The sequence below is a fragment of the Psychrobacillus sp. AK 1817 genome (assembly GCF_008807035.1).
GTDB classification, from domain to species: Bacteria; Bacillota; Bacilli; order Bacillales_A; family Planococcaceae; genus Psychrobacillus; species Psychrobacillus faecigallinarum.
In genome coordinates this window covers 2,764,451-2,776,436 of sequence record NZ_CP031739.1, presented here as the reverse complement: position 1 = coordinate 2,776,436, position 11,986 = coordinate 2,764,451, and the positions used below count along the sequence as shown (strand labels likewise).

At 37.6% G+C, this 11,986-nt stretch carries 13 protein-coding genes; 8 read left to right on the top strand and 5 right to left on the bottom strand.

The features are described from left to right. Positions 1 to 835: 835 nt before the first annotated feature. Positions 836 to 1,465, bottom strand: coding sequence for a homoserine/threonine efflux transporter (locus tag D0S48_RS13875; protein ID WP_144541123.1), 630 nt, complete (start codon positions 1,463 to 1,465; stop codon positions 836 to 838). A gap of 136 nt (positions 1,466 to 1,601) precedes the next feature. On the opposite strand from D0S48_RS13875, the gene D0S48_RS13870 reads away from it, so the two are divergent. Both D0S48_RS13870 and D0S48_RS13865 read left to right on the top strand, forming a co-directional pair. Next, complete coding sequence (locus D0S48_RS13870) at positions 1,602 to 2,429, top strand: TrmB family transcriptional regulator (protein ID WP_144541121.1); 828 nt, start codon at positions 1,602 to 1,604, stop codon at positions 2,427 to 2,429. Between the two features lie 391 nt (positions 2,430 to 2,820). Next, complete coding sequence (locus tag D0S48_RS13865) at positions 2,821 to 3,816, top strand: glutaminase (protein WP_144541119.1); 996 nt, start codon at positions 2,821 to 2,823, stop codon at positions 3,814 to 3,816. Between the two features lie 187 nt (positions 3,817 to 4,003). Here the strand turns inward: D0S48_RS13865 and D0S48_RS13860 are convergent, their stop codons facing one another. Then, positions 4,004 to 4,684 carry a TetR/AcrR family transcriptional regulator gene (locus D0S48_RS13860; protein WP_144541117.1) on the bottom strand — a complete coding sequence of 227 codons (681 nt, stop codon included), beginning with the start codon at positions 4,682 to 4,684 and terminating at the stop codon, positions 4,004 to 4,006. A 130-nt stretch (positions 4,685 to 4,814) separates the two neighbouring features. Here D0S48_RS13860 and D0S48_RS13855 point away from each other — a divergent pair, with 130 nt between their 5' ends. The 3 genes from D0S48_RS13855 (at position 4,815) to D0S48_RS13845 (ending at position 7,122) form a co-directional block, all read left to right on the top strand. Beyond that, on the top strand, positions 4,815 to 6,167 hold the full coding sequence (locus D0S48_RS13855; protein ID WP_144541115.1) for an MATE family efflux transporter: 1,353 nt from the start codon (positions 4,815 to 4,817) through the stop codon (positions 6,165 to 6,167). A 127-nt stretch (positions 6,168 to 6,294) separates the two neighbouring features. Then, a complete protein-coding gene (locus D0S48_RS13850) occupies positions 6,295 to 6,531 on the top strand; it encodes a hypothetical protein (RefSeq protein WP_151112174.1) in 237 nt (78 codons plus the stop codon). A 201-nt stretch (positions 6,532 to 6,732) separates the two neighbouring features. Then, the gene (locus tag D0S48_RS13845) at positions 6,733 to 7,122 is read left to right on the top strand and encodes a DUF3185 domain-containing protein (RefSeq protein ID WP_144541111.1); all 390 of its coding nucleotides are present in this window, start codon (positions 6,733 to 6,735) and stop codon (positions 7,120 to 7,122) included. A 652-nt stretch (positions 7,123 to 7,774) separates the two neighbouring features. On the opposite strand, the gene D0S48_RS13840 is transcribed toward D0S48_RS13845, so the two are convergent. Beyond that, positions 7,775 to 8,506: an SDR family oxidoreductase gene (locus tag D0S48_RS13840; RefSeq protein ID WP_144541108.1), complete on the bottom strand. Its 732-nt coding sequence runs from the start codon at positions 8,504 to 8,506 to the stop codon at positions 7,775 to 7,777. Beyond that, complete coding sequence (locus tag D0S48_RS13835) at positions 8,506 to 8,775, bottom strand: Atu4866 domain-containing protein (RefSeq protein ID WP_144541107.1); 270 nt, start codon at positions 8,773 to 8,775, stop codon at positions 8,506 to 8,508. The genes D0S48_RS13840 and D0S48_RS13835 overlap by 1 nt, the downstream gene beginning before the upstream one ends. A gap of 237 nt (positions 8,776 to 9,012) precedes the next feature. Between D0S48_RS13835 and D0S48_RS13830 the strand changes: the two genes are divergently transcribed. Further along, positions 9,013 to 9,894, top strand: coding sequence for an AraC family transcriptional regulator (locus D0S48_RS13830; protein ID WP_144541105.1), 882 nt, complete (start codon positions 9,013 to 9,015; stop codon positions 9,892 to 9,894). Between the two features lie 348 nt (positions 9,895 to 10,242). Here the strand turns inward: D0S48_RS13830 and xerA are convergent, their stop codons facing one another. Then, positions 10,243 to 11,082, bottom strand: a complete 840-nt coding sequence (xerA, locus tag D0S48_RS13825; RefSeq protein WP_144541103.1) for a site-specific tyrosine recombinase/integron integrase — start codon at positions 11,080 to 11,082, stop codon at positions 10,243 to 10,245. 198 nt (positions 11,083 to 11,280) lie between these two features. On the opposite strand from xerA, the gene D0S48_RS13820 reads away from it, so the two are divergent. Continuing rightward, complete coding sequence (locus tag D0S48_RS13820) at positions 11,281 to 11,616, top strand: ribonuclease E inhibitor RraB (RefSeq protein WP_144541101.1); 336 nt, start codon at positions 11,281 to 11,283, stop codon at positions 11,614 to 11,616. Positions 11,617 to 11,704: 88 nt separating this feature from the next. Continuing rightward, positions 11,705 to 11,962 (top strand): hypothetical protein, encoded by a 258-nt coding sequence (locus D0S48_RS13815; protein WP_144541099.1) that lies wholly within the window; start codon positions 11,705 to 11,707, stop codon positions 11,960 to 11,962. Positions 11,963 to 11,986 lie beyond the last annotated feature (24 nt).

Below are 11,986 nucleotides of genomic sequence, written 5' to 3'. Positions count from 1 at the left end.
AGTTGCCGCAAAAAGAGCCTATTCACACGGAGAGATGTGAGTAATAATAGTGGAGGATTAGTAAATAATAATAAAAAAAATTCCTATTTCAAATTTCATACAATAACAGCTTTGATAGCTTAATTTATTTTATTCTTTTCTTTTACAATTAAGTATAAATAACACCGCTCAATTTATGAGCGGTGTTGTTTTTTAAGTTCTAATTTAAATTAGCTAAGGACTCTATTCTCTATTACTTAATACTTCTATAGCCTTCAAAAAAATGGAATAACTGTCTTTTTCATATACATCATTATTATTTTTAAAAAAGTTAGGCTATGTTAAAGGCTAGGGTGATTTAGTTTGTGAAATGTTACACTTAAACTAAAGGGGCATTTTAGTTGAAGAGTGTTGTTTAATTTTTGTTCAACAAGCGGGCCATATTCTTGAAAATTAATTTACAAGTTATTATTGATGTTAATAATAGCTTAAATATGCAAGGAAGAATCCAGTTTTCCAAAAGAACATTCAACCATTAGTAGCGCACCATTTGGGGTGAATGTAATTCGGGTAGCTATGTCATATTTGCCATTTGCCATACAGAGTTTGGAAATTTATAAATCTGATGATCTTATTATTACTAACTATTTTGTTTGGTTATCTATTTATAACTTCAATGGAAATAAATAATAAAACTAAATTTTATAAAGTGAGAGCTATTCCGCAATCGGGCGCGATTGTTCAATAAGTGTCTCTGTTCTTATTACTAACGGTGCTTTAGTGAAACAAGACCATCATTTTAGATGGTCTATTTTGTCTATTATAATCTTAAGTTGTGGTGTGTTAGTAAATGAATTTAAATTCCTGTTTTTATTCCAAAACCAATTAAAATTAAACCCGTTGATTTTTGGAATGCCTGCTGGAATTTGGAGTTGTCCAACCATTTTTTTGCATAATCAATTATATAAACAAGGGCTAGAAACCAACAAACAGCGAGTAAAGTAAGGATTAAGGCTAACATAAACAATTGCTGATTTACATTGTCGTTCAAATCGATAAATTGAGGCATGATAGTTATATAAACCAAAACAGTCTTTGGATTAAGAATATTACTAAGTAATGCTTGCATAAAGGAACTTTTATTATGCTGATTTGAACATTTAGTAGGTGTATTTGCTTGTGTTTGAATCTCTTTTAAAGAAAACATACTCTTAGTAAAAAAACTTTTTATCCCTAAATAAATTAAGTAGGCGGCTCCCATATATTTGATGATACTGAAAAGAACAACGGACTTTGCTATGACAACAGATAAACCAAGAATGGCAATAAGCGTCCAAAAAGAAAGTCCCGTTGCCATTCCGAGTACCGTAAATCGTCCAGCTTTCGGACCATAGGCGAGCGTATTTTTCACTAGCAACATCGTATCTACACCAGGTATGATAACCATCATTGCAGCAATTGAAATATATATTAGTAAGCTATCCATGTTGTTTCTCCCTTCCCCTTCTGATAGTGGCTACCAAAGTAACTACTATCAAACAAAAGTATATCAGAATATTTCAGAAAAAATCAATAGACTTTGTTAAACTATTAGTTACAAATAAATTTGTGTTGGAGGATTTATGAAAGAAAACATTTTAGATACATTAAAAAATTTGAATTTTACCGAATATGAAGCAAAAGCATATCTAACCTTATTACAAGAATCGCCATTAACTGGTTATGCAGTTGCAAAACAATCAGGTGTACCCCGATCAAAAATTTATGAAGTTCTAGAGAGTCTTGCCATGCAAGGAGACATTCTAATCAGTCCAGGAAACACACCACTGTATACTCCTATTCCTGCAAAGGAGCTAATTAAAAATCGTCGGATGAAAGCGGAAGAGCATTTCGAACTTGCAGAAAAATCATTAGAGGATTTTAAAAATTCAGTAAATGACCGTGAAAATATCTGGAATATCACGGGATGCAATGAAATAATTGATAAGGTAAAAGCTTGTATAATATCTGCTAAAAAAAGAATTCTCTTAGAGGTTTGGGAAGAGGAATTCGAAGAATTGGAGTTTGAACTAAGCAAGGCAGCAAAAAGAGGAGTCAACGTAACGATAATTGCTTATGGGGAAATCACCTCTGATTTTGCAAATGTTTACCTCCATTATATGGGTCATGAAATTACAGAAGAGTATGGTGGACGGTGGATTGTCATCAGTAGAGATGATTCGGAAGTAGTAGCAGGTATTGTCTCACTGGGTAAAGATAGCCGTGCTGCATGGACAATGCATGTAGGTTTAGTCATGCCAATTACAGAGGTCATGATTCATGATTTGTATCTAATGGAAATCATGGAAAAACATAAAGAACTGTTGGAGGTGAGTTTTGGGAAAAACCTCGTCAATTTACGTCGTAAATTTTCCATCCATCCAGATTTTAAAAAACATTATGTGAAATAGATTTGTACGATACTCTCATTTATACAACAGAATAAGAACAGCATTACTTCTTAATAAAGTAATGCTGTTCTTATTCAAAAAACGGGTGCTTTACTTGAAGATCACTTAGCTGGTAAGACGGCTCTTTTCTTATTAAACTAAAAATACAGGTTAGTTCAAAAGAGATTTAGAGGTTGAACGATAGTTTTAAATAGTACAGAAACTGGAGAATAAATTAGTACCCTTATAATATGAAAAAGAAGCGTTCTATTGTCTTCGACTATTTCGATAAATATACCTTCCCTTTATAAAGTAAATGTAGTTAGATTTCTTGGTTTGTGGTATATATGTAAGTAGTTACTAGGCCATTTAAGCCACTACTGTGCACTAGATACCGAAAGGAAGAGAAGATATGGAAGTTGTACAGCAAGGTACACAAATTAGATTTGATAATCATGGACATTTCCACAAAATACAAGCGTGGATACAAGATAGCAGACCTTATGCGAACTTAGGGAAATGTGCTAACTACATACCAGCTTTAGAAAGAGCAAATCCTTCGCAGTTAGGTATTTGTATCATTGGTTCAGACGGTACGATGGTAAAGACAGGTGATTTTGATACCGCTTTTACCTTACAAAGTATATCGAAGGTAATTGGCTTTATAGCTGCATGTATAGATTATGGCATTTCATATGTGTTAGAAAGGGTGGACGTCGAACCAACCGGGGATGCTTTTAACTCGATTATTCGTCTAGAAGTTCATAAACCTGGAAGACCTTTCAATCCGATGATAAATGCTGGAGCAATCACTGTTGCCTCATTATTAGGGAGAAGAAATTCAGTTGAAAAAGTGGAATCTATATGCCTCTTAATAGATAGAATGGTAGGAAGACACCCAATTATCAATGAAGAAGTATTTCAATCTGAGTGGCAAACGGCTCATCGAAATCGTGCTTTAGCTTATTATCTAAAAGAAATGGGATTCTTAGATTGTTCTGTAGAAGAAGCAATAGAGGTATACTTAAAGCAATGTTCAATTGAAGTAACTACAGAAGATGTAGCCATGATTGGCTTAGTCCTGGCAAATGACGGATATCATCCTATCCGTAAGGAGCAAATCTTCTCTAAGGAAGTGGCTAGGTTAACAAAAGCGTTGATGGTGACATGTGGTATGTACAATGCTTCTGGTAAATTTGCTGCATCTGTAGGTATTCCTGCAAAAAGTGGAGTATCGGGCGGGATATTGGCAGTAATTCCTCCTCGAGCTAGATCCGATGATTCCCCATTTATGGATGGCTGTGGAATAGGGGTTTATGGTCCTGCCATTGACGAATTTGGAAATAGTGTTGCAGGTGTTATGCTGTTACAGCAAATATCTAGAGAATGGGATTTTAATATTTTTTAAATGTGGTGTCCTATCACAACATTGGAATAACAAATCCAAAAGAAAATGAGGCTAAGCGTTAACTTATTCTTCAACTAACGGTGCAGTTTAGTTAGGACTTCTGTAGATTGTAGAAGGCCTTCTAACTGGTTATAATACATAGCTAGCATATCAGCCCATCCTAACTGGATGGGCGTTTTTTTTACATTTACTCCAACTGTTCCTTAATAACTTGATCGACCCCGAGCAAAATCAACTTCAAACCAAATTCAAATGCTCTGTCAGTCCCCATCAGCTCAAATAATCCGTTCTTGAACATCCTCCGAAACAGTCCCACATCCGTCTCATTCATAGAGTCTAAAAGGCAAATCATTTCTTCTCTTGGAAGCATTTCCTTGGCCTGAAGGATAGCGGAGACATTACGTTGATGTTGTTCATCATCTAGAACAAAGTAATAGACATAGTTAACGAGTGTAGTAACCACTTGCATTTTCTGCACTTGCTCAAGCGGTGTTGATTCCACGCATAGCAGCATCCGGTTGGTGAATCGGATGATATCTGGTTCGTGGGGCAGTGTCATCATCATAATCTGCGTAGAGCATGGATAGCGGCTGAGCACACTTTTTACCGTTACCGCAAGCTCAGTCAACTGTTCCTTCCAATCCCCTTCGGAGTGGAATTCCTCCAAAATTATTTTAGATACCTGGTTGGCTAGCCGCTGGTAGAGATTTTGTTTGCTCTTGAAGTACCAATACAAAGAGGGCGCCTGAATCCCAAGTCTGTGTGCCAATCGTCTCATAGTGAGTTTCTCGATACCCTCCTCTCCAAGAAGCTCCCATGAGGCTTCTAAAATCTTATCCTCCGAAATCTGAGGCTGCTGTTTTTTCATTGGTATCCTCCATTTCATCTAACACTGTAAGTTTATGCTTTACAGATTCATAAGTTAATGATAACATCTAACACTGTAAGATTCAAACTAACACCGTTAGATAAATGTTTAAAAGAAAGAAGTGATCCACTTGGATGCAGAAAACCTCTATTACTTTGAAAAAGCACCGGTCGCAAAGGCTGTAGCTCACTTTGCTGTACCGATGATGCTAGGCACATCAATGAGTGTCATTTATTCCATCTTGAATGCCTATTTCCTTGGTATGCTAAATGATACTGCCATGTTAACAGCACTCGCATTAACCTTGCCGTTATTCGCGATCATTATGGCGCTAGGAAATTTGATTGGCATGGGGAGTGGTACACTCATCTCACGTTTGCTAGGAGAGAAAAAATATGATGATGTAAAGCATGTGTCTTCATTCGCCTTTTACAGCAGCTTAGTTCTCGGTCTTGTCGCAATAGGTGTAAGCTTCCCATTGATTGAGCAAATCGTATATGGCCTTGGGGCAACGTCTGACTCCTTCGAATTTACAAAAGACTATGTCACAATTATGATCATAGGCTCTCCATTTGTCATATTGTTCTTCACACTGGAGAATATCGTGCGCTCAGAAGGTGCGGCAATCACATCTATGATTGGTATGATTATCAGCGTTGTCGTGAATATTATTCTAGATGCACTATTCATTTTTGTCTTCCATTGGAGCGTAACTGGGGTTGCGACAGCTACGGTAACTTCAAACGTTGTTGCCAGTGCATTTTACGCTTTTCATATAAGATATAAAAGCAAATTCCTAACCGTTTCAGCCAAATGGTTCAAGGCTACTAAAGAGATTCTGAGTAATGTATTTAAGATCGGATTTCCAATCTTTATTATGAGTATCTTTTTGGGTGCAATGTCGCTCATCTTAAACCACTTTCTTATAGAATATGGGGATCAGGCAGTAGCTGCTTACGGGATATCATCACGTTTATTGCAATTTCCTGAGTTTATCCTGATGGGCTTATGTGAGGGAGTAGTGCCGCTTATCGCCTTTTCTTTTACAGCGAATAAAATGCGCATGAAGCATACAATCGGATTTACAATTAAAACAATTGTGGTGTTAGCCTTTGTATTCGGCGTTATCGTTTACCTGATATCTGATAACCTAATTAGTTTATTTACGAATGACCCACATTTAATTGAAGTAGGAAGTTACATTCTGCATGTAACGTTCTTATGCTTGTTTATTACCGGAATGACCACGTTGTTTACAGGTATATTTCAAGCAACAGCACAGGGAACTGCTGCGTTTATTATGTCAATTATTCAAGGAATTACACTAATTCCTATGTTGTTTATCGCCAATCATATGTACGGATTCCACGGAGTAATCTGGTCGCTTGTTATTGTAGATGCCGTCTCATTCCTAGTGGGTGCTATCATGCTGTATGTTTTACGGAACAAATTGCAGCCGAATTTAGATAGTTTAGTACAGTAGAAAGATAAAACTTAGCTTCTTGCTCTATAAAACATATTTGTTTTACGTTCCGGAGAAGGCAGGTTCGATACGTCATAAAGACTCGGTTGGGCAAGTAGGAGAAGTATCTGCCAGTAATATTATGAGGATGAACGCAGTTAAAAGCTTTTATCATAAAGAAACGTCAGAGGCAAGAGAAGCACTACAAATTTTAATCCGTCCAGAACAAGAGGATTTGGATAGTGGCATACAGTTTTTTTTGCGAGATGTGGAGCTATTAGAAGGCTGGCAACTACTCGGTGTACCGAAAGAAATGGATGCACCACTTGTCATTCGCAATCAAGTAGCGATTAATGACGCCAAATTCTTTGCAGGGGAATTGTGACAACTACCAAAGCATCATGGCTTTACACCGTGCCTCTATGTGATGGATAGGGAACTTCAAGTGAACTAAACCATTTTATCTAAAGGTGATACGATAGCAGGATTTGAACTGTATGACGATACGATAAAAACAAGTACAAATACAACGATTGTACTGTTCTTAGCAAATGAGCAAGTTAAATAGAATGGAGTAGATGAACGAATGAATAAACTTTATACAATTGTCCGATTTCTGTTAGGTTTCATGATGATTGGTTCAGGTATCTTTATGTTCGTAGCAGGGGGATTTACAACTGAATACGAAAACGAAACAGCACAGCTTTATATGAATGCCATGGAGGAAACAGGTTTCTTTATACCGATGCTAGCAATTGTAAAAATTATTTGTGGGTTATCATTTGTAACAAAACGCTTTATGCCATTGGCGTTACTGATTTTTATGTCACTTGCAGTAAATATGGTTGTATTCCACATTTTCTTAGAGCCATTCACAGGCTTCCCAGCATACTTTATTTTCATTATGACGGTGTTCTTAATGGTGAGGAATTTTCCAGACTACCGAAATTTATTACAAGCAAAAGCGATTGTTTAATGGTTGATAGAAGTATGTGGTAATAGCATTTCATAACTCAAACAGGTAGGTCAGTCTCTAAGGATACCGACATACCTGTTTTTAATGTTTGATTGGCGATATGCTTCTTAGCCGAAGTCGGTACGGATGTCGAGAAGCAATTCCCCAGTTCGGCGCTTTAGAGTTACCAACTATGTTGTAACTTTACATTATAGTTGGTAATTTAACATTAAAAGCAGGTAACTGATATTTTAAACGAACGTTAAAATCACCTCTCTAGTTTAATGAGAGGTGATTTTTTGTTGGGTACCTATGTTAAAATAGCTATAAATTGTGAAGGGTTTCACTTAAACTAATGGTGCAGCATTCCTGTTTGAAACTTATTCGAGGTCTTGCAGAAAAAAGAGTCCTCTAGTATGATGCTGAGTGTCAACGCACATTGACCCATCATCTACAAGGAAGTTTTCAGCCGGGGGATTTATACTTTACACCATTGACTTACTTAGGATGTTACATAAGTTTCCTCATGTTCTAACATAAGAACTGCAACTTCAGAAGTTCGTCAGTTCCGTTAAGTAAGAACTATTGAACGTTGTTCTAGGACTGTCATCCGAAATACGTTCGCAAATCTAAATTTTTCTATTTTTGTATTCCTTATTTCTCTTTGTTTCATTTACATTGAAGGTTTAATTACCAGCTCACTTACATCGACCTGAACAGGCTGTTCAAGAGCATAGACGATCGCACGGGCAATAGCAGTAGTTGGCAGAGCGTTACGTCGGTATTCCTTCATGAATTCTCTAGCCTGGTTGTCGGTAATGCTATCAGCTAGTTCTGATTCCGTTACTCCTGGCGATACAAGGGTCACACGGATCCCTTGACCCACAGTCTCTTGCCGCAAACCGTCCGTTATTGCACGTACGGCATATTTGGTCGCGCAGTAGACAGTTGCTGTCGGGGTCACTTCGTACGCGCCGATGGATGCGATGTTGATAAAATGTCCAAAACCTTGTTTTTTCATGACCGGAAGACCTGTGGCAATGCCATGAAGCACCCCGCGAATGTTGACATCAATCATCCGGTTCCATTCTTCAATTTTTAATGCTTCCAGCGAAGAGAGCGGCATCACGCCTGCGTTGTTAATAATAGCGTCAACTCTTCCAAAACGACTCTGGGCTGCACCGATAATCGCCTGCATCTGTTCTAGTTTTGTCACATCGAGCTGTTGAATGAGTACGGAACCTCCATCCCCTTGAATGTCAGATGCCAATGACTCTAGTCTTTCCATACGTCTTGCCCCGATTACAACATGTGCGCCCAGGCTTGCGAGCAGTCGGGCTGTTGTTTCACCAATTCCGCTGCTTGCCCCTGTAATCACAACCACTTTCCCATTAAGTTCGGACACTATTCCTTGCTCCCTTCCTCCAGATATAGCACCATACCTGCATGATAAAGTACCCCGTTGATAAAATCACCATTGGCAGTAAAGCCTGTATCATCGACATATTCAATATGATTCTCTGTGACGATATAGTTTCCTTGATATGCGCTTTCACGGTTGCCGCGGGCTTCATCGTATCGGCCATTTGAAAGTAGTTCGTGCCGAATATAGCCGTCCGTGGTTACCCACATTCCCACATAGGGATGAGAATTATTTATAAGTTCTTTTTCCATGTATATTCTCCTCTCATGTTTACAAGATGGATGGCACTCAAATTTTGGTAGAAAGTGATTTTAAAACAGAAATTTGAACACCCATACCTAATTGAAGTATCTGACCATAAACTCATTATGAACTTGTAAACCAAAAAGGGGGTAGTCGGAAAATATACAATTCTTGCCTAATACTCCAATAAATTATAGTATAATGGCAAGATATCCATATATGAAACTGGAGAGGAGGAATGTTTCATGGAGCAAATTAAGGAATTAGCGGAGTTAATTGAGAGAAATGTAGCGGTGGATGGAACGCATGATACGTCTATATCCGGATTGCGATTTGTTCGTACCACCCAGATTTCTGAACCCGTTTACTCTGTTTATGAACCTTCCCTATGTGTTGTGGCCCAGGGATCAAAATTAGTCATGCTTGGGGAAGAAAGCTATCAGTACGACTCTGCCAGTTATCTGACTGCTTCCGTCCATTTGCCAATTACAGGACAAATCATAAAGGCTTCTCCTAATAACCCTTATTTATGCGTTCAATTGCAGCTTGATATGAACCAGATTTTCGAAATCGTTCAGTCAACGAATCAAGTAATTTCAAATGACTCCCCGGGACGAGGTCTGGTAATCAGCCAAATAAATGACTCTCTCCTTGAAGCGGTAATACGACTTATTAGGCTACTGGAGACTCCACAGGATATACCAATCCTTGCCGATGGTATCAAACGTGAAATCATTTACCGGATTCTACAGAATGACCGGAATGATTCCATGAAGTATTTTGCACTTATAGGGAGTCAGGCACAACGGATTGCAAAGGTGATCGGGGTGTTAAACCGTGAATTTGCACAGCCCTTATTGGTAAACAGATTAGCGAAAGAAGCCAGAATGAGCTCTTCATCCTTGTACAGCCATTTTAAGGAAGTCACGGGTATGAGCCCAATCCAGTTTCAGAAACAGCTTCGGTTGCAGGAAGCACGCCGATTGCTTTTAACGGAAAATCTGGAAGCTGCTGAGGCAGCGTTTCAGGTAGGTTATGAAAGCCCCTCTCATTTTAGCCGGGAATACAGCCGTAAATTTGGTCTGTCCCCATTGAAAGATGTACGACGACTGCGGGAAATGTTGTAATAAAAGAAGCATACGTTTATCGAGACTTAAGGGGTTATTCTATGTAAGTGGAAGGGCATAGGAATAGTGAATCCAATGAGCTAAAAAGAAAACTATTTTAAATATAAAAAAAGTGCTTGGATACCTATTTAGAGACCTAGGAAAATGATATACCATATTCAATCTTTTGAAATTTCTCGGCCTTCTCCGTTGAATGGTGCTTTCTTCCTGAAGGAGTAAAGCTTTTTTATTGAACTAATGCTGCAGGAGTGCCGCTGAGCCTAGGTCGTATCATAGAGGGGGGGATGCCCGCAATGGGTGCTTTAGTCAATTAGAGCAACGTCCTTTAAGACGTTGCTCCTTTTGCATTTAAAAGTACTTCTGATAATACTCTTTTCTTAACCTTCCGCTTAGCTGAGCATAGATTTTGGTGGTTTCACTCTTCTCATGCCCCATAAGACTTTGTATGACTTCAATAGGAGCTCCATTATTCATCAAATGAGTTGCGTAGCTGTGCCTAAGTTGGTGTGGATGAATTTCTTTATTAATTTCCGCACGATTGGAGATCCGCTTGATGATATATCTCATTTGGGAGACACTCATTTTATGTGGCTGTCTTGCTGTAACAAAGATGGCTGGATTGTGGTCATTCCGACTTTCTAAATAACGTTTAAGCCATATGTCACAACGTGTATTAAAATATACCTCCCTTTCCTTATCACCTTTACCTCGAACGATCGCCGATTGATTGGACCAATTAATATGGTTCTTTTCTAACGAAACTATTTCTCCAATTCTACAACCGGTAGAAAACATGAATTCAAAAATAGCTTTTTCCATTGGGGAATGACAGGATTCACGAAGGTGTTCGATTTCCCGTTCTGTTAAATACTTAGGTATCCGCTTCCCTACTTTGGGTTCTTTAATTTTGGAAGTTGGATTCTTACTAAGGTATCCTTCTTCATGAGACCAACGAAAAAATGATTTCATAAAGCGAATACGATGTGCAAGACTGGCTGGTTTTAAATGCTTACCGGATACAGCCAGATACTCCTTTAGTTGATTTGTATCCAGCAATGCCATCTCTACATCTTTAAAATAACCAATTAGTAGCAAAGACTGTAACTGGTAGGCCTTCAACGTTTGTGGCGAGAAGCCCTCTATTCGCTTATCTGCTTCAAACGAAGCCCATGCTTTTGACAGTAACAATTTTATTCCCCCTAAAATAGTAATATTAAAAGGATTATTGCCAACTTAATAGAATTATAGACATATGGCGTATTTTGACTAACGAAGCAGGTTAGTTGAATAATAAATTGGGAAATAATACTATTTTAGGTACAGTAATATATTGTTAAAATGGGAAATAAGAAGAACCTACGGTAAGAATAAAGGAGACAATAATAAATGAATCTATTTCCTAGAAAATTCCCTAAAGATGAAGATGGACAGGTATTAAAAATGCTTTATAAGGATGGTGTTGATTTTAAACAGCTTCAAAATGTAGATTTTTTTGTGGCAGTTCCAGATAAAGAGAGTGGTGAATCTGTTCTAAAAGAATTAGGCGATAATGGGTTTAATTGTGAATTAGAACAAGATGAAGATACTGAAGAGTACACTTGTTATTGTTTTGTAAAGATGCTTTTAAATCATGAAGATATTGTGAATATACAAAAACAACTTGATGAATTAAGTAAACCTTATGATGGTTACACGGATGGTTGGGGAGTAATGGTTGATTAGTTAAATAAGTGGCTGCCTGTAAGGGTAGCTTTTTCTTATTGAAGTAGCAAATTAGAATTATTATGTTCAATTATAGGGAGGTGTATAAATGAAATTAGTGATGAAAGCATTTATAGCTTCTGTAATAATTTATTTAGTTTATTTAGTTTGCACGATTGGAATTGGTTATATAAAAACAAAATTTTATAAGCCAGATATATCAAGTGAATGGGAGAGTGTAGACTATCTTCAAAATGAAGTAGCATTCGGTATGGTTATTTCCCCCTTTTTCTTTGTCTTTTCATTAGTAGGGATAGCTTGTATATGTGGAATAATTATATATTTATATAAAAAATTCTTTAACTAGAGATTGAACTACTGGAAACGCTTT

Excerpts from the sequence above, each read along its gene's own strand:
- D0S48_RS13870 (WP_144541121.1), top strand. The coding sequence starts at position 1,602 with ATGAAAGAAAACATTTTAGATACATTAAAAAATTTGAATTTTACCGAA.
- D0S48_RS13875 (WP_144541123.1), bottom strand. The coding sequence starts at position 1,465 with ATGGATAGCTTACTAATATATATTTCAATTGCTGCAATGATGGTTATC.
- D0S48_RS13830 (WP_144541105.1), top strand. The coding sequence starts at position 9,013 with ATGGAGCAAATTAAGGAATTAGCGGAGTTAATTGAGAGAAATGTAGCG.
- D0S48_RS13815 (WP_144541099.1), top strand. The coding sequence starts at position 11,705 with ATGAAATTAGTGATGAAAGCATTTATAGCTTCTGTAATAATTTATTTA.
- D0S48_RS13865 (WP_144541119.1), top strand. The coding sequence starts at position 2,821 with ATGGAAGTTGTACAGCAAGGTACACAAATTAGATTTGATAATCATGGA.
- D0S48_RS13860 (WP_144541117.1), bottom strand. The coding sequence starts at position 4,684 with ATGAAAAAACAGCAGCCTCAGATTTCGGAGGATAAGATTTTAGAAGCC.
- D0S48_RS13835 (WP_144541107.1), bottom strand. The coding sequence starts at position 8,775 with ATGGAAAAAGAACTTATAAATAATTCTCATCCCTATGTGGGAATGTGG.
- D0S48_RS13845 (WP_144541111.1), top strand. The coding sequence starts at position 6,733 with ATGAATAAACTTTATACAATTGTCCGATTTCTGTTAGGTTTCATGATG.
- D0S48_RS13850 (WP_151112174.1), top strand. The coding sequence starts at position 6,295 with ATGAACGCAGTTAAAAGCTTTTATCATAAAGAAACGTCAGAGGCAAGA.
- D0S48_RS13820 (WP_144541101.1), top strand. The coding sequence starts at position 11,281 with ATGAATCTATTTCCTAGAAAATTCCCTAAAGATGAAGATGGACAGGTA.